13 protein-coding genes are annotated in these 19218 nt (G+C 61.3%); 5 read left to right on the top strand and 8 right to left on the bottom strand.

Translation table 11 applies throughout. The features are described 5' to 3' along the window. Window positions 1-107: 107 nt before the first annotated feature. From N5D22_RS00975 to N5D22_RS00960, 4 genes are all read left to right on the top strand, one after another. Window positions 108-1331: a lytic murein transglycosylase gene (locus N5D22_RS00975; RefSeq protein ID WP_279655678.1), complete on the top strand. Its 1224-nt coding sequence runs from the start codon at window positions 108-110 to the stop codon at window positions 1329-1331. A gap of 64 nt (window positions 1332-1395) precedes the next feature. Then, complete coding sequence (locus N5D22_RS00970) at window positions 1396-2631, top strand: DUF459 domain-containing protein (RefSeq protein WP_279655677.1); 1236 nt, start codon at window positions 1396-1398, stop codon at window positions 2629-2631. A gap of 251 nt (window positions 2632-2882) precedes the next feature. Further along, window positions 2883-3557 carry a response regulator transcription factor gene (locus N5D22_RS00965; protein ID WP_279655676.1) on the top strand — a complete coding sequence of 225 codons (675 nt, stop codon included), beginning with the start codon at window positions 2883-2885 and terminating at the stop codon, window positions 3555-3557. Beyond that, a complete protein-coding gene (locus N5D22_RS00960) occupies window positions 3554-4909 on the top strand; it encodes a HAMP domain-containing sensor histidine kinase (protein ID WP_279655675.1) in 1356 nt (451 codons plus the stop codon). Before N5D22_RS00965 ends, N5D22_RS00960 begins: the two co-directional genes overlap by 4 nt. 89 nt (window positions 4910-4998) lie before the next feature. Here the strand turns inward: N5D22_RS00960 and N5D22_RS00955 are convergent, their stop codons facing one another. From N5D22_RS00955 to gltB, 3 genes are read right to left on the bottom strand one after another with little or no spacing between them, the layout of a single operon-like run. Continuing rightward, window positions 4999-6453, bottom strand: coding sequence for a glutamate synthase subunit beta (locus N5D22_RS00955; RefSeq protein ID WP_279655674.1), 1455 nt, complete (start codon window positions 6451-6453; stop codon window positions 4999-5001). A 15-nt stretch (window positions 6454-6468) separates the two neighbouring features. Beyond that, window positions 6469-6627: a hypothetical protein gene (locus tag N5D22_RS00950; RefSeq protein WP_155275992.1), complete on the bottom strand. Its 159-nt coding sequence runs from the start codon at window positions 6625-6627 to the stop codon at window positions 6469-6471. A gap of 8 nt (window positions 6628-6635) precedes the next feature. Then, the gene (gene gltB, locus N5D22_RS00945) at window positions 6636-11381 is read right to left on the bottom strand and encodes a glutamate synthase large subunit (protein ID WP_279655673.1); all 4746 of its coding nucleotides are present in this window, start codon (window positions 11379-11381) and stop codon (window positions 6636-6638) included. A 370-nt stretch (window positions 11382-11751) separates the two neighbouring features. Here gltB and N5D22_RS00940 point away from each other — a divergent pair, with 370 nt between their 5' ends. After that, entirely contained in the window at window positions 11752-12804 is a 1053-nt protein-coding gene (locus N5D22_RS00940) for a low specificity L-threonine aldolase (RefSeq protein WP_279655672.1), read from the top strand. A 31-nt stretch (window positions 12805-12835) separates the two neighbouring features. On the opposite strand, the gene N5D22_RS00935 is transcribed toward N5D22_RS00940, so the two are convergent. From N5D22_RS00935 to N5D22_RS00915, 5 genes are read right to left on the bottom strand one after another with little or no spacing between them, the layout of a single operon-like run. Then, window positions 12836-13525 carry a response regulator transcription factor gene (locus tag N5D22_RS00935; RefSeq protein WP_279655671.1) on the bottom strand — a complete coding sequence of 230 codons (690 nt, stop codon included), beginning with the start codon at window positions 13523-13525 and terminating at the stop codon, window positions 12836-12838. Window positions 13526-13585: 60 nt separating this feature from the next. Then, window positions 13586-16288, bottom strand: a complete 2703-nt coding sequence (locus tag N5D22_RS00930; protein WP_279655670.1) for a sensor histidine kinase KdpD — start codon at window positions 16286-16288, stop codon at window positions 13586-13588. Between the two features lie 55 nt (window positions 16289-16343). Then, a complete protein-coding gene (gene kdpC / locus N5D22_RS00925) occupies window positions 16344-16910 on the bottom strand; it encodes a potassium-transporting ATPase subunit KdpC (RefSeq protein WP_279655669.1) in 567 nt (188 codons plus the stop codon). A 12-nt stretch (window positions 16911-16922) separates the two neighbouring features. After that, complete coding sequence (gene kdpB, locus N5D22_RS00920; protein WP_279655668.1) at window positions 16923-19007, bottom strand: potassium-transporting ATPase subunit KdpB; 2085 nt, start codon at window positions 19005-19007, stop codon at window positions 16923-16925. Window positions 19008-19051: 44 nt separating this feature from the next. Beyond that, complete coding sequence (locus N5D22_RS00915; RefSeq protein ID WP_279655667.1) at window positions 19052-19210, bottom strand: hypothetical protein; 159 nt, start codon at window positions 19208-19210, stop codon at window positions 19052-19054. Window positions 19211-19218: the final 8 nt, after the last annotated feature.

The raw sequence follows: 19218 nt of genomic DNA, 5'->3' as shown, positions 1-19218 counted from the left end.
ACCATCTATTAATGGTAAAGAATTTGTTGACATTCTTTTGTTATCCATGACGACGCCCGATGCGTTTTCGCAATCGAAATGATATTCGAGAGAACGAAAGACTGACGATGACAAAGATGATCCTTTCAGATGTCCGCAAATTCGGCTGCATGATGGTTGCAGGCCTGGCACTCTCGCTGGCGCCCGTTTCGGCCCGCGCCGAACAGGGATTCCGTCAATGGATCAACCAGTTCTATGCAACAGCCGCGAAAGAAGGCATTAGCAAGGCGACCTACCAGAAGGCCTTTGCCGGTGTCAGCGAGCCGGACCCGGACGCGCTGCGCAAGGCGACCTTCCAGCCGGAATTCACCACCCAGATCTGGGACTATCTCGATTCCCGCGTCAATCCGTACACGGTGCGGATCGGCCGAGAAATGAAGATGAAACATGCGACGACCCTCAACTGGATCGAGCGCAACTTCAACGTCGACAAGCACGTCATCCTGGCTATCTGGTCGATGGAATCGAATTACGGCGCGGTTCTCGAAAAGCCGGAGCGTCTGCACAATATTCCGCGGGCGCTGGCGACGCTTGGCTATTCCGACCCCAAACGCGCCAAGTTCGCGCGCACGCAGCTGATTGCCGCGCTTAAGATCCTGCAGACGGGCGACGTTACGCCGAGGCAGCTGACGGGGTCCTGGGCGGGCGCGATGGGTCACACCCAGTTCATCCCCACCAGCTACCTGCTTTATGCTGTCGATGCCGACGGCAATGGCAAGCGCGACATCTGGAATTCGGTTCCGGATGCGCTGGCAACCGCCGCCAACCTTCTTTCCAAGAACGGCTGGGAGCCGGGCCGGACATGGGGTTACGAGACCGCCGTGCCGCGGGGCGGCGCCCGTTATGAAGGGCAGACGAAGACCATTGCGGAATGGGCGAAACTTGGCTTCACCCGTCCGAACGGTAAGAACTTTACCCGCGGCTCCGATCGCGCCATGCTGAAAATGCAGGGCGGGGCAAACGGTCCCGGCTTCCTGGTGATGAAAAACTTCTTCACCATCAAGAAATACAATGCATCCGACAGCTATGCATTGGCCGTCGGCCTGCTTGCGGACGAGATCGCCGGTTACGGTGGCATGCAGCAGAAATGGCCGCGTCCCGACGGCACGCTGGATATCCGTGAAAAATTCGAGCTCCAGACCCGTATGAAGGAACTCGGTTATTACGACGGAGAAATCGACGGCAATTTCGGCTCCGGTTCGAAGGCCGCCATCAGCGCCATCCAGTCGCGCATGGGCATGGAAAATGACGGCCAGCCGTCGCAGCGATTGCTGAGAGCTCTGCGCAACTGATAATGCGCCGGCAAATTCGGCGGTGGTTAAAGGCGCCGCCGAAACATCCGGAAAGGTTGATGTCATGAGTAGGAAACCTGCAGCGAGAAACGGAAAGACGGGCTGGCGCTGCTGCGCCATCATTCTTTCTGCCGTGCTCTGCATCCCGCTCGTTCCTTCCGAAAGCTTTGCGCAGGAGCAGCGGCGCACCCTGTTTGAAATGCTTTTCGGCCGGCCCGTGGGGCGGGATGACGCCTCGGGCCGTGAATATCAGCCCCGCAACCGGCGCGACTTCCCCTCTGCGCCACGCGAAAGATCGGTCACCCGGCCGCAGCCCGCCAGAAAAGCGCCCTCGGTTGTGCAGATGCGAACCGCAAAACCGGAGCCCGCCGCCAAGCTTGAAAATGCAAGGCGTGTTCTCGTCATCGGTGATTTTCTCGCCGGCGGCATGGGTGAAGAGCTGGTCAATGCCTTTGCCAGTTCGCCGGCAATTGCCGTCGATGTGCGCGCCAACGGTTCTTCCGGCCTCGTCCGCACCGATTATTACGACTGGTTCGCCAACCTGCCGCAATTCATAACCGAGACAAATCCGGCCACCATCGTCATCATGATGGGTTCGAACGATCGCCAGCAGATGCAGATTGGCGATATCAGGGAAAAATTCGGTACGGACGTCTGGTTCAAGGAATATGAACGGCGGATCGACGAACTTCTGGCTCTCGCCGGGCGTCCGAAAGTGCCGCTGCTGTGGGTTGGCCTGCCCGCCTTCCAGTCACCTTCGCTTTCGGCCGATCTCGTTGGCTTCAACAGACTTTATCGCAGCCATGTCGAAAAATATGGCGGTGAATTCGTGGATGTGTGGGACGGCTTCGTCGATGAAGCCGGCAAATTCGTCATCACCGGTTACGACATGAACGGCCAGCAGGCCCGCCTGCGCGAGGCTGACGGCATCGGCATGACACAGGCCGGCAAACGCAAACTTGCATTTTATGTCGAAAAATTCGTGCGCAGGCACCTCGACAGCGCCGGACCGGACCTCGTGAAACTCGACGGCAGCAATCTGCCGGCGCTCACCTCCCTGCCGGCCCTCGGCATCGATGCGGGCCAGGTGCGCACCCAGCCGATCAGCCTGACCGATCCCAATCTCGATGGCGGCGACAAGCTGCTGGGAGACGCCCCCCTCGCGGCCGGGCCGACCCGCGTCTCCGTGGTGGAATCGCCACGTGAAAGGCTGACCAAGCGGGGAGAGATGGCCGATGCCCCGGCCGGCCGCATCGATGACTATCGCGTGGCGCCGGATACCGTGCAGGTAAAACAATAAGCGCGCAGCGACCTTGTCGCCCGCAACGGGCGTAATGTTTAGGCAATCCGGACATGGCAGGATCAATACAGCTCTGCAGGAATGCGGGCGTTGGCCGACGGCCTTCTCCCGTCCCCCTTCTTGCAAGGCGATATTGAACCGACGGCGACGCGTCGCTTCCTCAGAGCGTCGACGGCGCCGTCGTTTTTTGACTTCAAGCGTTTAGTCTCCCGCCAGGGAAGGCTATGCCGGACCCCTGCCGAGACGAATTCATGCGCCTGCTGCTTGTTGAAGACGAACGCGAAATGGCGGCGGCGCTGTCCGCCGCGCTCCATCGGTTCGATATTATCGTGGATACTGTCGGCACGCTCGATCTTGCCCGTCATGCCATCATGGACGGCGTTCACGACCTTGTCGTGCTCGACCGGCAATTGCCCGATGGAGACGGCATCCAGCTTATCGAAGACCTGCGCCTGCTGCCAGTCACCCCGCCCGTCATCGTGCTGACGGCGCAAGGCGCGCTTGTAGATCGGGTGAATGGCCTGAACCTTGGTGCGGACGACTACCTGGCCAAGCCATTCGCCGTGGAGGAGCTGCTTGCCCGCATCCGAGCCCTGATGCGCCGGCCGGCCGGCGCCGTGACGATGACGGCGAAGCTGGGCAGGCTGGAATTCTGCTTTGAAACCCGCGAAGTGCGTATCAAGGGCGAATTTCTTCCGCTGACCAGGCGCGAGCTGCTCATCCTCGAAGCCCTGCTGCGGCGGCAGGGCAGAACGGTGCTGCGCCCCCTGCTCGAAGAAGCTGTCTATAATTTCGACGATGAAATCCAGTCCAATGCGCTCGATTCCCACATTTCCCGCCTGCGCCGCAAATTGGCGGCGGCGGATGCCGGTCTGGAGGTCCACGGCATTCGCGGCGTCGGTTATCTGCTGAGGGCGACTTTATGAAGCCGACTAAAAGAAAGTCGCTCAAGCGCCGCTTGACCATTCAATTGCTGCTGTTCCAGATCGGCAGCCTATTCTTCGTCACCGCGGCCATCATCACCTATATGTCGAGCGGCGGTGCGGGCAGTGCGCTGCTCAGCCCCAAGGCGGCCCAGATAACCGCCAATGCAATCGTACGGGACAAGGATAATCGGCTGGTCCTCAACGAAACACCTGAGTTCAGCGACCTGCGCGCCACTACCTCCGATTTCTGGTTCGTCGCAGTCAGTGAGAATGGCGAGGTCGTGCAGGGCGGGCCTGTGCCTGAGGCATTCAGCAACATGGGCCAGCAACTTAGCGATGTCAGGGTCTCCGATGTGCGCGACGCAGCACTTTCTTATTCCTATCTTGCCGTCGTGCGCATCGCCGTCGTCCGCCGTGCTTCCGGGCCAGCCGGGGAATTCGTCATGGTCGGCAAAGGCGGCCCGTTCAGCATGACCTTTCCGGTTCTGCTGTTCTCCAACATATTGATCATGCCGGTTCTCATTCTCATGTCCGTTGTGACCGTCGTGGCCATTCCCTGGCTCATCCGCAGGGAATTTCGCGCCCTTTCCGCCATCGCCCGGACAGCGGAAAGCATCGACATAGACAGACGCGGATACCGACTGCCGGATGGCGATATCCCGCGGGAAGTGCAGCCTCTCGTGCATGCCGTCAATGGCGCGCTGCAGCGGCTGGACGACGGTTACGAACGGCACAAGCGCTTCATTCTCGACGCCGCCCATGAATTGCGAACCCCGGTCGCCATTCTCCAGACCCGCGTCGAAACGCTGCTGGACGGTCCTGCCCGCAGCAGAATATTGGCGGATGCCAGCCGCATCGCCGTGCTGGCCGAACAGTTGCTCGATCTCCAGCGCCTCGGCGGGCAGAAGGCGCCCCTCATTCCGCTTGATCTTGTCGGCCTGTGCAGATCGGTTGTCGCGGATATGGCGCCGCTTGCCATCTCACAGGGATATAATCTCTCCCTCGAGCCGGAAGAAGAACCCATTCTCGCCCTCGCCGATGACGCCTCGCTGCAGCGCGCCCTGATGAATATCGTGCAGAATGCCATCGAACATGGCGGCAATCGCGGAACGATCACGGTAAGAGTGGCGTCCAACCGCGTGATCGAGATTGCCGACGAAGGCAGTGGCATTCCCGAAGAGGAACGGGAACTGGTTTTCGATGCCTTCCATCGGCTGCGGCCGAAAGATCGCGGCACCGGTCTAGGACTAAACCTCGTCCAGGAAATCGTCCGTTATCATGGCGGCGAGATCACCATCTGCGACGCCTCCACCGGCGGCGCCTGCTTTCGCATCACCCTTCCCTATTGCTGAGGAAGCAATCACCTTGTGTACGCAGCCAAAAGAAAAGGCCTGTTGCAGAAGACGCAACAGGCCTTTTCCATTCATATTACCTTCGGGGCTCAGCGCGGAAGAACGGTTGCCCCCATCAGCGCCTCATCGATCGCGCGTGCGGCCTGACGGCCTTCGCGGATGGCCCAGACCACCAGCGACTGGCCACGGCGCACGTCGCCCGCCGCCCACAGCTTGTCAACCGAGGTCCTGTAATCCGTTTCGTTGGCAATCACATTGGTGGAGCCGCGGCGGTCGGTATTGAGCGTCAGCTTGCCTTCCATTTCCTTCAGCACGCTATCGGTGAAGGGGCCGGAGAAGCCGATGGCGATGAAGGCGAGATCGGCCTTGATGATGAATTCCGTGCCGGCAATCGGCTTGCGGCGGTCATCCACCTGGCAGCACTTCACGCCGGTCAGCATACCGTCTTCGCCGACAAATTCGAGCGTCGCCACCTGGAATTCGCGGATCGCACCTTCGGCCTGGGAGGAAGAGGTGCGCATCTTGGTGGCCCAGAAGGGCCAGACCGCCAGCTTGTCTTCCTTTTCCGGCGGCATCGGGCGAATGTCGAGCTGTGTGACTTTCACCGCACCCTGACGGAAGGCCGTCCCGACGCAGTCGGACGCGGTATCGCCGCCGCCGACGACAACGACATGCTTGCCGCCGGCGAGAATAGGATCGGCCGGCCAGCCGACACTGTCGATATTTTCACGGCCGACGCGGCGGTTCTGCTGCACGAGGTAAGGCATGGCATCGTAGACGCCATGCAGATCGGCGCCGCCAATACCGGCCGGGCGCGGAGTTTCCGAACCGCCGCAATAAAGCACGGCATCGTGGTCGGCCAGAAGCGCCTCGACCGTCACATCGACGCCGACATTGACGCCGCAATGGAAGGTGACGCCTTCACCCTTGATCTGCTCGACACGGCGGTCGATGAAGTTCTTCTCCATCTTGAAGTCCGGAATGCCGTAACGCAGCAGGCCGCCGGGCTTCGATTCACGCTCATAGACGTGAACCTCGTGGCCGGCGCGGCCAAGCTGCTGCGCAGCCGCCATGCCCGAAGGACCGGAACCGATGATCGCAACCTTCTTGCCGGTATGGATCGTCGCCGGCTTCGGCACGATGAAACCCAGCTCATAGGCCTTGTCGGCAATCGCCTGTTCGACGGTCTTGATGGCGACCGGTGCATCCTCGAGGTTCAGCGTGCACGCCTCCTCACAAGGCGCGGGACAGACGCGGCCGGTAAATTCCGGGAAGTTGTTGGTGGAATGGAGGTTGCGGATCGCCTCTTCCCAGTTGTTGTTATAGACCAGATCGTTCCAGTCCGGGATCTGGTTGTGCACGGGACAGCCGGTCGGGCCATGACAGTAGGGAATGCCGCAATCCATGCAGCGCGCCGCCTGCTTCTGCACCTCGGCATCCGACATCGGAATGGTGAATTCGCGGAAATGGCGGATACGATCCGATGCGGGCTGATACTTGCCCACCTGCCGGTCGATCTCCAGAAAACCTGTAACCTTGCCCACGTTTATATCCTCACATCAAAGCGGAGCGCCTGTCGGGCCCCAGTACCAGTAAGCGAAACCAAAAGCCGCCCCCAGCACGATGAACTCAAATCCGGTCTCGCCGCTCGTCCAGTAGATCGCCGTGGGAACGGCGACCGCGATCATCAGCGAGACCAGTTGGTGTAGTATCCTCATGCGGCGGATTACTCCGCCGCCACGCCCATGCGCATGCGCTCCATTTCCTCAAGCGCACGGCGGTATTCCACCGGCATGACCTTGCGGAACTTCGGACGGAACTCGCTCCAGCGGTCGAGTATATCCTTGGCGCGCGACGAGTTCGTGTAGTGGAAGTGGTTGGAGATCAGCTGGTAGAGGCGCTCTTCGTCGTGACGCGTCATGTCCTCGGAAACGTCCACACGTCCCTTGTGCATGAGGTCGCCGCCGTGATGGTGCAGCTTTTCCAGCATGTCGTCTTCTTCCGGAACCGGCTCCAGCTCGACCATGGCCATGTTGCAACGGGTGGCGAAATCGCCCTTTTCGTCGAGAACATAAGCCACGCCGCCGGACATGCCGGCCGCGAAGTTGCGGCCCGTTTCACCGAGAACAACGACGATGCCGCCGGTCATATATTCGCAACCGTGGTCGCCGACACCTTCGACAACCGCAACGGCACCTGAGTTGCGCACAGCAAAACGTTCGCCAGCCACACCACGGAAATAGCACTCGCCGGTGATCGCGCCGTAAAGAACCGTATTACCAACGATGATCGAGTTTTCCGCAACAATACGGGTGTTTTCCGGCGGGCGCACGATGATGCGGCCACCCGAAAGGCCCTTGCCGACATAGTCGTTGCCGTCACCCACCAGATCGAAGGTGATGCCACGGGCGAGGAACGCGCCGAAGGACTGGCCCGCCGTGCCCTTGAGGGTGACGTGGATCGTATCGTCCTTCAGGCCCTTGTGACCCCAGCGCTTGGCAAGCGCACCCGACAGCATCGCACCGGCGGAACGGTCGACGTTCCTGATCGGCACTTCGAAGACCACGGGCTCGCGGTTTTCGAGCGACGGCAGGGACTTCTCGATCAGCTTGCGGTCGAGAATGTCATCGATCGGGTGCTTCTGGCGCTCGGTCCAGAAGGTCGCTTCCTTCGGAGCTTCGACCTTGTGGAAGATACGGCTGAAATCCAGCCCCTTGGCCTTCCAGTGCGCCAGCATCTCATCCTTCTCGAGCAGCTCGGAAGCGCCGATGATCTCGTCCAGCCTGGTAACGCCAAGCGAGGCGAGGATTTCGCGCACTTCTTCGGCCACGAAGAAGAAGTAGTTGATGACGTGTTCCGGCGTGCCCTTGAAGCGCTTGCGCAGAACCGGGTCCTGCGTGGCGACGCCCACCGGGCAGGTATTGAGATGGCACTTGCGCATCATGATGCAGCCGGCTGCAATCAGCGGCGCGGTGGCGAAGCCGAATTCATCCGCACCGAGCAGCGCGCCGATGATGACATCTCGGCCGGTCTTCAGACCGCCATCCACCTGCAGGGCAACGCGCGAGCGGAGGCCGTTCAGCACCAGCGTCTGCTGGGTTTCGGCAAGACCGATTTCCCATGGGGAACCGGCGTGCTTCAGCGAGGTAAGCGGCGACGCACCCGTGCCGCCATCGAAACCGGCAATGGTGATATGGTCGGCGCGCGCCTTGGCGACACCGGCCGCAACCGTGCCGACGCCGACTTCCGACACCAGCTTCACCGAAACATCGGCTTCCGGGTTGACGTTCTTCAGGTCGTAGATCAGCTGCGCCAGATCTTCGATGGAGTAGATATCGTGATGCGGCGGCGGCGAGATGAGGCCGACGCCCGGGGTGGAGTGACGGGTCTTGGCAACGGTCGCATCCACCTTGTGGCCGGGCAGCTGGCCGCCTTCGCCGGGCTTTGCGCCCTGCGCCACCTTGATCTGCAGCATATCGGCATTGACGAGATATTCGGTCGTCACGCCAAAACGACCGGATGCGATCTGCTTGATGGCGGAGCGTTCCGGGTTCGGCTGGCCGTTCAACAGCGGCATGTAACGGTCGGACTCTTCGCCGCCCTCACCGGTGTTGGACTTGCCGCCGATGCGGTTCATGGCAATCGCAAGCGTGGTATGCGCCTCGCGGCTGATCGAGCCGAAGGACATGGCCCCGGTCGAGAAACGCTTGACGATATCAGCCGCCGGCTCGACATCGTCGATGGAAACCGGCTTGCGGCCAAGCGCTTCCGCCGACTTGACCTTGAACAGGCCGCGAATGGTGTTCATGCGCAGCGCCGTCTCGTTCACCATCTCGGCAAATTCGCGGTAGCGATCCTGGCTGTTGCCGCGAACCGCATGCTGCAGCGAAGCCACGGCATCCGGCGTCCAGGCGTGGCTTTCGCCGCGCATGCGATAGGCGTATTCGCCGCCGATATCGAGCGTGTTGGCAAGGATCGGGTCCTTGCCGAAGGCGGCCGTGTGGCGCGTCACCGTTTCTTCAGCGATTTCGGTCAGGCCGACGCCCTCGATGGAGGTGGCTGTGCCGAAGAAATACTTCTCGACGAATTCCGAGGAAAGGCCGATGGCGTCGAAAATCTGCGCGCCGCAATAGGACTGGTAGGTGGAAATGCCCATCTTGGACATGACCTTGAGGATGCCCTTACCCACCGCCTTGATGTAGCGATAGACCACTTCGTCGTCGGAGACTTCCTTCGGGAAGGCGCCGTGCTTGTGCATGTCGAGCAGCGTATCGAAGGCGAGATAGGGGTTGATCGCCTCCGCACCATAACCGGCCAGCAGACAGAAATGGTGGATTTCGCGCGGCTCACCGGTTTCGACAACGAGGCCGACCGAGGTGCGCAGGCCCTTGCGGATCAGGTGATGGTGCACGGCGGCCGTCGCCAGAAGGGCGGGGATCGCGATGCGGTCCGGGCCGAGCTGGCGGTCGGAAAGAACGATGATGTTGTAACCGCCGCGCACGGCGGATTCGGCTCGCTCGCACAGGCGGTCGAGCATTTCAGGCATGCCTTCGGCGCCACGCTCCACATCATAGGTGAAGTCGAGCGTCTTGGTGTCGAAACGGTCTTCCGTGTGGCCGATGGAGCGGATCTTTTCCAGATCGCCATTGGTCAGGATCGGCTGGCGCACTTCCAGACGCTTGGCGCGGGCGGCACCTTCATGGTCGAGAATGTTCGGCCGCGGACCGATGAAGGACACGAGGCTCATCACCAGTTCTTCGCGGATCGGATCGATCGGCGGGTTGGTGACCTGCGCGAAGTTCTGCTTGAAATAGGTGTAGAGCAGCTTCGACTTTTCCGACATGGCCGAAATCGGCGTATCGGTGCCCATGGAGCCGATGGCTTCCTGGCCGGTGGTCGCCATGGGCGACATCAGCAGCTTGGTATCTTCGCTGGTGTAACCAAAGGCCTGCTGACGGTCGAGCAGCGATACGTCGCGGCGCAGCGCGCGCGGTTCCACCGGCTTCAGCTCTTCGAGGATGAGCTGCGTACGGTCGAGCCAGCTGCGGTAGGGATGCTTGGCGGCAAGCTCGTGCTTCACTTCCTCGTCGGAAATGATCGAGCCCTTTTCCATGTCGATCAGCAGCATCTTGCCGGGCTGCAAACGCCACTTCTTGACGATGCGCTCTTCCGGCACCGGCAGCGTGCCGGCTTCCGACGCCATGATGATGCGGTCGTCATCGGTGACGAGGTAACGCGCCGGCCGCAGGCCGTTGCGGTCGAGCGTCGCGCCGATCTGCTTGCCGTCGGTGAAGGCGACGGCGGCGGGGCCGTCCCACGGCTCCATCAGCGCTGCGTGATATTCGTAGAAAGCCTTGCGTTCGGCCGTCATGGACTGGTTGCCGGCCCAGGCTTCCGGGATCAGCATCATCACGGCATGGGCCATGGAATAACCGCCGCGCACGAGGAATTCGAGCGCATTGTCGAAGCAGGCGGTGTCCGACTGGCCCTCATAGGAAATCGGCCAGAGCTTGGAGATATCGTCGCCGAACAGCGCGGACGAGACCGAAGCCTGACGCGCCGCCATCCAGTTGACGTTGCCGCGCAGCGTGTTGATTTCGCCGTTATGGGCGACCATGCGGTAGGGATGCGCAAGCTTCCAGGACGGGAAGGTATTGGTCGAGAACCGCTGATGCACGAGGGCGACAGCGGATTCGAAACGCGGATCCGCCAGATCCTTGTAATAAGCGCCGACCTGATAGGCGAGGAACATGCCCTTATAAACGATGGTCGAGGAAGACAGCGACACGGGATAGAAATCCTGCGCCTCCTTGCCGCCGCCCTCGTCATAGATACGGTTGGAGATCACCTTGCGGATCAGGAACAGCTTGCGCTCGAAATCGGGATTGGTCGCGGCCTCGCGGCCGGCGCCGATGAAAACCTGCACATGGTGCGGTTCGGTCGCGGCGATATCAGGCGCCTTGGACAGCGAGGAATTGTCGACAGGCACGTCGCGGAAACCGAGGAACTGCTGCCCCTCCTCACCGATGACGTCGATGATGACCTTCTTGTAGTGCTCGATGCGGGCCGGATCGCGCGGCATGAAGATATGGCCGACGGCATATTCACCGGCCTTCGGCAATGTCACGCCCTGCGCCGCCATTTCCTCGCGGAAGAAGCGGTCGGGGATCTGCACGAGAATGCCCGCACCGTCGCCCATCAGCGGATCGGCGCCAACCGCGCCGCGATGCGTCAGGTTTTCGAGGATGAACAGGCCGTCCTTGACGATCTGGTGCGACTTCTGACCCTTCATATGGGCCACGAAGCCGACGCCGCAGGCGTCATGTTCATTGGCGGGGTCGTAGAGACCCTGCCTTTCCGGCAAACCGCCCGCGAAACGCGCTTTCGCAGAAACGGGTGCGGCCGCAGCCGCGGTGGGACAGTCTGTGGTCATGGTGGCGGCGGCGATATCCGCCTGCGGCTTGTTCGTCATTTTTGTCCCTCCTGCAAAATTACTTGCACGGTTTCATGCGAAGATCCGGCTCGACACGAATTTTCGCTTCCCGCAAAATCCGCATTCAGGCCGGCTGGATCAAATTTAGGACAGCAAGACTGTCTCAATTCCTGAGGATTTTGGCAGAAACGGGCGGAATTGGCAAGGGTGCGAATCCAATTAGTGAAAGCCCCATTTTGCAGCGAAGTTTCGATACTGACCTATTGCGCGAAACTTTCTTGTCGCAAAACATACCGACCCATTGCTTTCATTGCCGGATTTGCCAATCGCAAAGTTAGGTCCTAGAACTTTGCCATCACCGTTTCACGCAGCCCAACACAGAACCTCAGCTACTGGAAAGCTCTCAGAGATGTTTTTTGCTTCAGACAATTGGGCTGGCGCCCATCCGGCCGTCAACGAGCGGCTTTCGCGGGAATCCACGCGCTTTGCCGCCGCCTACGGCACCAGCGAACTCGATCTCTCCATCGAAAAGCGCTTCAACGAGATTTTCGAGCGTGAGGTCGCGGTGTTTTTCGTCGCCACCGGCACGGCCGCCAATTCGCTTTCGCTGGCCAGCATCGCCCGCGCCGGCGGCCTGACCTTCTGTCATTCCGAAGCGCATGTGATCGAGGACGAATGCGGCGCGCCGGATTTCTTTTCCGGCATGCGCATGGTCGCCGTCGAAGGGCCTGATGGCAAGATGCTGCCGGAAAACCTGATCGAGCGCATTGCCCGTTATCCGCAGGACGCGGTTCACCATGGCCGCGCCGCAGCCATCACCATGACGCAGGCGACCGAGGCCGGCACGGTCTATACGCTCGATGAAATCGACGCCATCGCCAAAATCGCAAAAGACAACGGCCTGCCGCTGCATATGGACGGCGCGCGTTTCGCCAACGCGCTGGCCGCGCTCGGCGCCACGCCCGCCGAGATGACCTGGAAACGCGGCGTCGACGTGCTGTCTTTCGGCGGCACGAAAAATGGCTGCTGGTGCGCGGAAGCCATCGTCTTCTTCGATCCCTCGCTCGCCCGCGATTTTTCCTTCCTGCGCAAGCGCACCGCCCAGCTTTTTTCCAAGTCGCGCTTCATCGCCGCGCAATTCGAGGCCTATCTGCAGGACGACCTGTGGCTGGGTCTTGCCGGCCATGCCAACGCCATGGCCAACCGGCTGCGCGCCGGCTTCGCTTCACTGAACAGCGCCCGCCTTGCCTGGCCGACCACGGCCAACGAGGTTTTCGCCATTCTGCCGAAAGCCGCCGCGGAAGCCGCCACCGCGAAGGGCGCTAAATTCTATGACTGGCTGGAGCCGCGCGACATGCCGGAAAAGGTGGGCAAGGACGAAGTGCTGATCCGCATGGTCACCAGCTTCGCAACGACCGAGGCCGATGTCGACGAATTCCTGACGATCTGCGCCGCCGTCTGACGATATCGGAGGGCGCCGCGTCGCGACGCCCTCAAACCTCCTGCAGCCGGTAACCGACACCGGTTTCCGTCAGAATATAGCGCGGCTGGTCCGGGATTTTTTCGATCTTCTGGCGAAGCTGGCGCACATAGACCCGCAAATATTGCACATCGGTCAGTTCGTCCCACACATGTTCCAGCAGGAAACGGTGCGTCAGCACCTTGCCCGCATGCTGCACCAGCACCCGCAGGATATCATATTCCTTGGGCGAGAGCTTAACCTCCCGATCCTCCACCTTGACGATACGCCTGACAAGGTCGACGGAGAGGTCGCCGGTCTGGAACACCGGCCTTTCACCCTGGCTCTGGAGGCGATGGCGCAGCGCGACGCGGATGCGGGCGACAAGCTCGTTCATGCCGAAAGGCTTGGTAATGTAATCATCCGCCCCCAATTCCAGCGCCTTGACGATTCCCGCCTCATCCGTCCGGCTGGAGAGGATGATGACCGGCAGCGCCAGCCCTTCCCCGCGCCATTTCGCCAGAAGGTCGTGCCCCGACATATCCGGCAGGCCGAGATCGAGAACGACGAGAGCGGGCTTGTCCTGCTCGACGAGTTCCATCGCCACCTTCGCATTCATCGCCTCGCTCACCGCATATCCCTGGGTCGACAGCCCCACCCGCAGCAGCTTGCGGATTGGCGGCTCGTCATCGACGATCAGAATGCGAACGGCGGAATTGGTCATTCCCGATCTCCTTCGGCGGCATGGCGCGGCGTGTAAGCGCTTGTCGCCGGCAATCGCGCCCTAATCATGATTTAGCACAGGCGTATCGGCGGGAACCGGCAAACTGATGGTAAACCGCGCGCCGCCGCGATCCGGTCTGTTTTCCGCGCGGATCGAACCGCCCATGGCCTCGATGAAGCCCTTGCAGATGGAGAGACCGAGACCGGTTCCGGCCTGAACATGGTCCGATTTGCGCACCCGGTAGAAACTATCGAAAACCCTCTCAATGTCGTCGGGCGGAATGCCCGGCCCTTCATCGGCAACCGACAGGAAGACATTCTTGCCCTGCCGCCAGCCGCGAATTTCGACGGTCGTGCGTTCGGGAGCGTATTTCGCCGCATTGTCGATGAGGTTGAACAGCACCTGCTCGAAAAGCACGGGATCGACCTTCAGCATCGGCAGGTCGGAGGGGATATCGAGAACCACCTCATGCCGGACAACGATCTTCGCCGCACGCGACAGCGCCGTCCCGACCATGTCGCCGAGGAAATGCAGGCCGTAATTCGGCTCCATCGCACCCGAACCTATTCTCGTCATATCCAGAAGATTGGAGATGAAACGGTTCAGCCGTTCGGATTCCTCGACGATCGTCGACAGCAACTCGGCGCGCGCATCGGGGGGAATGTCATCGGCAAAATCTTTAAGCGTTCCGGCCGAACCCAAAATAGCGGCAAGCGGCGTCTTGAGATCATGGGAGATGGAGGTCAGCAATGCTGTACGCAGCCGGTCCGTTTCGGCCGCCAGCCTTGCCCGGTCGACATCGGAGGCAAGCTGGATACGTTCGACGGCAAGCGCGGCCTGATCGGCCAATGCATCAAAAAGCCGTTGTTGCTCCGGCGTCAGCAGCGGTCCGCTTCGGTCGTCATCCAGCCCCACAACGCCCACCGCGCCGCTGCCGGTGCGAAGCGGGAGATAGAGCCTTTTCGCGCCCGGCAGCGTATCCGCACCCCGACCTGCCGCCTTGTTGTGTTCCCAGGCCCATTGAGCGGCGGCGATGTCGGCATCCACCAATGTGTCGTCAGGCGGATAACCGGCCTTGACGGCAATGGCGCCGTTTTCCGGCATAAGCAGAACAACCCGCACCTTCAGCATCGACGCCATCTGGTATGCGGTTGCCCACAAGACGTCGTCGAGCGTTCCTGTGCCAGCGAGCTTTTTTGAAAACAGATAGAGATCTTCGGTCGTTCGAGCCCTCGAGCGTGCGGAGGCCGCCTGCCGCTGCACCGCGACCGTGAGGTTGGAAGCGACCAGCGCAACGCCAAAATAAAACAGCAGGGCGATGAGGCTGTCCGGAGAACTGACCGTCAGCGTATAACGGGGTTCCAGAAAGAAGAAATTGAACGCGACCGCACCGAGCAACGAGGCATAAAGCGCCGGCCCAAGGCCGCCGCGCACCGCCGCCGCCAGAACGGCCATCAGGAAGACGAGCGCCAGGTTCTGCACATCAAGCGTCTGGTCGAGCACGATGCCGACCACGATCGCCAGTCCGACAAACAGGGTGCTGTTGAGATAGGAGCGGAAGGACTGTCGCGACCGCGCCGGCGCAAGCTTCACCGTCTGACCCGGCTTTTCTTCATTCTTGTCGCCGGAAATGACATGCACGCTGATATCGCCGGCGTGGTCGATCAGATCATGCGTCAGCGAGCGCTGAAAAATCCGCTGCCACCAGGTTTTTCGCGGGCGGCCGATGATGATGTGTGTGAAATTATTGGCGTTGGCGTAGGAGATGATTTCCCGCGTCAGATCGAGCGCCGGCAGGGTCACGGTCTCGCCGCCGAGTTGCTGGGCAAGCCGCATGGTGCCGGCCAGGCGATCCTTCTCAGCCTCCGACAATTGCTGCGAACGCGGCGTATCGAGATGCAGCGCCGTCCACGGCGCACGCAGGCGATCCGCCTGCCGGCGGGCATAACGCACCAGGCCCGGACCGTTACCGCCATGATCGAGGCAGACGAGAACCCTGTCTCCCGCTGCCCAGGGGCCGGAAATGGCGTGTGACTGCATGTGGTTGAGCAATTGCTCATCCACCCGCTGCGCCGTGCGCCGCAGCGCGAGTTCACGCAGTGCGGTCAGATTGCCGCGCGAAAAATAATTCTCGATGGCGCGCCGCGCGGTGCGCGGCAGGTAAACCTTGCCGTCCTGCAGTCGCTTGATCAGATCGTCGGGGGTGATATCGATGATTTCGACATCGTCGGCCCGGTCGATGATGCTGTCAGGCACCGTTTCGCGCACACGGATGCGGGTGATCTGCGCCACCACATCGTTCAGGCTTTCCACATGCTGGATGTTGAGCGTCGTATAGACATCGATACCCTGCGCGAGTATCTCCTGAACATCCATATAGCGCTTCGGGTGGCGGCTGCCGGCGGCATTGGTGTGAGCCAGTTCATCGACCAGCACCAGAGCGGGGCGCCGGGCGAGAATGGCGTCGAGATCCATCTCCTCCAGCACCTGACCGCGATAATCGATGCGCCTGCGGGGGATCACATCCAGCCCTTCGACCAGCGCCTCGGTTTCCCGGCGGCCATGCGTTTCCACGACGCCAATGATGGTATCGACGCCATCCGCGAGCTTCGCCCGGCCGGACATCAGCATTTCATAGGTCTTGCCGACGCCGGGCGCTGCCCCTAAAAAAATCTTCAGCCGGCCCCGCGCCTCGCGCCGGGCATTTTCCAGCAGCGCGTCGGGCGACGGCCGGTTCGGCATATCGCGATTGTCGTCAGGCATTTAACCCACCAGTGGTCGAGGCTATGGCTTCCGGAGAAGCCATAGCCATTTCAGTTCATGAACCGGCTGCGTCAAGAGCCATATTGAGAACCAGCACATTCACGACCGGTTCTCCCATGAAACCGAGTTCCGGGGCCTCGACATGCCGCTCCACGACGGCGCGCAGCGCGGCCTCATCCATGCCCCTTGCCTTTGCGACGCGGGGAACCTGGAAATAGGCGGCCTCCGGCGAAACATGCGGATCGAGGCCGCTGCCCGACGCTGTCACCAGATCTGCCGGTACCGCGGCTGCCGGGTTTTCGGCCTTCGCAGCCTCATAGTCCGTTTTTACCCGGTCTATAAGCTTGGCACTTGTCGGGCCGAGATTGGAACCGGAAGAGGAAGCGGCATTATAACCGTCACCGGCAGCGGAGGGGCGGCCGTGGAAATATTTCTCGCCGGTGAAGGCCTGGCCGATCAATTGTGAGCCGACCACAGCGCCATCCTTCTTAATCAGGCTGCCGTTGGCCTGAACCGGAAAGAGCGCCTGCGCCAGACCCGTCATGCCGAGCGGATAGGCAAGGCCAGTAATGGCGGTGGTGGCAAGGATCAGCACCAATGCGGGACGAAACTGTTTCAACATTGTCTTTACTCCTCAGGCGAGACCGAGCGCCGTAATGGCAAGGTCAATGGCCTTGATACCGATAAAGGGAACGATGATGCCGCCAAGGCCATAGATAACCAGATTGCGCGACAGCAGCGCACCGGCGCCGATCGGACGATATTTGACGCCCTTCAGCGATAGCGGGATAAGCGCGATGATGATCAGCGCGTTGAAGATGATGGCGGAGAGGATGGCGCTTTGCGGCGTCGAAAGCCCCATCACGTTCAGGACGCCAAGCTGCGGATAGAGCGCCAGGAACATGGCGGGGATGATGGCGAAATATTTGGCGATATCGTTGGCGATGGAGAAGGTCGTCAGTGCGCCGCGCGTCATCAGCAGCTGCTTGCCGATTTCGACGATCTCGATGAGCTTGGTCGGATCGCTGTCGAGATCGACCATGTTGCCCGCCTCGCGCGCCGCCACCGTGCCGGTATTCATGGCGACGCCCACATCGGCCTGCGCCAGCGCCGGAGCATCGTTGGTGCCATCACCGCACATGGCGACGAGCTTGCCCTTGGCCTGTTCCTCGCGGATCAGCTCCAGCTTGTTTTCCGGTGTCGCCTGGGCAAGGAAATCATCGACGCCTGCTTCCGCCGCGATGGCGGCAGCGGTCATCGGATTGTCGCCGGTGATCATGACGGTGCGGATGCCCATGCGGCGAAGCTCTGCGAAACGCTCGCGAATGCCGCCCTTGACGATGTCTTTCAGCTGCACGACGCCGAGCAGCTTGCCGTCGCGCACGACGGCGAGCGGCGTGCCGCCGGTCTTGGCGATCTCTTCCGCAATTGTCCGGATGCCGCGTGCAGCGTCCGTTTCGGTTTTGACGGCGAGCGCCACATTGCCCTGTTGCGGCGCACCGCCGTTAACATAGGCAAGAACGGCGTCGACTGCGCCCTTGCGAATGGAGGCGCCTTCGAAATCGACGCCGCTCATGCGGGTCTGGGCAGTGAAGGGCACAAAACTCGCATGGAGTTTCTGCATGTCACGGGCGCGGATGCCGTATTTTTCCTTGGCCAGAACGACGATGGAGCGGCCTTCCGGCGTTTCATCGGCGAGCGAGGCAAGCTGTGCGGCATCGGCAAGTTCCTGTTCGGAGACGCCGGGAACGGGCCGGAATTCGGTCGCCTGCCGGTTGCCAAGCGTGATGGTGCCGGTCTTGTCGAGGAGCAGTGTGTCGACATCGCCCGCCGCCTCGACGGCGCGGCCGGACATGGCCAGCACGTTGAACCGCACCAGCCTGTCCATGCCGGCAATGCCGATGGCGGACAGCAGGGCGCCGATGGTGGTGGGGATGAGCGTGACGAACAGCGCCACCAGCACGATGATCGGGATCGAACCACCGGCATAGGCCGCGAAACTCGGAATGGTGGCGGTGGCCAGAACGAAGATCAGCGTCATGCCTGCAAGCAGGATGTTGAGCGCGATCTCATTCGGCGTCTTCTGGCGTTCGGCGCCTTCGACCAGCGAAATCATCCGGTCGAGGAAGGTGGAGCCGGCAGCGGCAGTGATGCGAACCCTGATCCAGTCGGAGAGGACCTGCGTGCCCCCGGTGACCGCCGAGCGGTCGCCGCCGGATTCACGGATGACGGGGGCGGATTCGCCTGTTATCGCCGCCTCGTTGACGGAGGCCACGCCCTCGATGACTTCACCATCGGAGGGAATGATATCGCCGGCCTCGACGAGGACGATATCGTTGACCTTCAGGCTGGTGCCCGCCACCATTTTATATTGGCTGCGGTCATCGCCGGTCAGAAGCTTCGCCTGGGTTTCGGTACGGGTCCGGCGCAATGAATCCGCCTGCGCCTTGCCGCGCCCTTCGGCGACGGCTTCGGCGAAATTGGCGAAGAGGACGGTGAACCAGAGCCAGAGATTGATCTGGAAGGAGAAACCGAGATTGGCGCCGCCGGTGACAAGATCGCGGATGAACAGCACGGTTGTCAGCACCGACACCGTCGCGACGACAAACATGACCGGGTTGCGCGCCAGCGTGCGCGGGTTGAGCTTTTTGAATGCGGCGGCGATGGCCGGCACGAGAATGCGAGAATCAAGGATGCTCGCTTGTTTGGACTGGCTCATGAAGAGGCTCCAGCGTTTGAAACAGGGCGACCGATAAAGGTCGATCAGCCCGTGATAATTTCGAGAGCGACAACGGCGGCGAACAGGACCGCCATCATCGCGAGAATGAGGTTGGAGGCGCACCAGCCGCCGGGCGTGGCGCTCCCCTTGACGGGAGCGCCTTTGCGGGCGGAGACGATGCGCCGGGACATGTCGTTATTCATGACATCAC

Source organism: Agrobacterium sp. GD03872 (assembly GCF_029840625.1).
GTDB classification, from domain to species: Bacteria; Pseudomonadota; Alphaproteobacteria; order Rhizobiales; family Rhizobiaceae; genus Agrobacterium; species Agrobacterium fabrum_A.
The sequence above is the reverse complement of the archived record's forward strand: the minus strand, read 5'-3'. Positions and strand labels throughout refer to the sequence as shown.

Bases quoted from the DNA above. Each gene is read 5' to 3' on its own strand.
- N5D22_RS00975 (WP_279655678.1), top strand. From the start codon at position 108: ATGACAAAGATGATCCTTTCAGATGTCCGCAAATTCGGCTGCATGATG.
- N5D22_RS00970 (WP_279655677.1), top strand. From the start codon at position 1,396: ATGAGTAGGAAACCTGCAGCGAGAAACGGAAAGACGGGCTGGCGCTGC.
- N5D22_RS00965 (WP_279655676.1), top strand. From the start codon at position 2,883: ATGCGCCTGCTGCTTGTTGAAGACGAACGCGAAATGGCGGCGGCGCTG.
- N5D22_RS00960 (WP_279655675.1), top strand. From the start codon at position 3,554: ATGAAGCCGACTAAAAGAAAGTCGCTCAAGCGCCGCTTGACCATTCAA.
- N5D22_RS00950 (WP_155275992.1), bottom strand. From the start codon at position 6,627: ATGAGGATACTACACCAACTGGTCTCGCTGATGATCGCGGTCGCCGTT.
- gltB (WP_279655673.1), bottom strand. From the start codon at position 11,381: ATGACGAACAAGCCGCAGGCGGATATCGCCGCCGCCACCATGACCACA.
- N5D22_RS00940 (WP_279655672.1), top strand. From the start codon at position 11,752: ATGTTTTTTGCTTCAGACAATTGGGCTGGCGCCCATCCGGCCGTCAAC.
- N5D22_RS00935 (WP_279655671.1), bottom strand. From the start codon at position 13,525: ATGACCAATTCCGCCGTTCGCATTCTGATCGTCGATGACGAGCCGCCA.
- N5D22_RS00930 (WP_279655670.1), bottom strand. From the start codon at position 16,288: ATGCCTGACGACAATCGCGATATGCCGAACCGGCCGTCGCCCGACGCG.
- kdpC (WP_279655669.1), bottom strand. From the start codon at position 16,910: ATGTTGAAACAGTTTCGTCCCGCATTGGTGCTGATCCTTGCCACCACC.
- kdpB (WP_279655668.1), bottom strand. From the start codon at position 19,007: ATGAGCCAGTCCAAACAAGCGAGCATCCTTGATTCTCGCATTCTCGTG.
- N5D22_RS00915 (WP_279655667.1), bottom strand. From the start codon at position 19,210: ATGAATAACGACATGTCCCGGCGCATCGTCTCCGCCCGCAAAGGCGCT.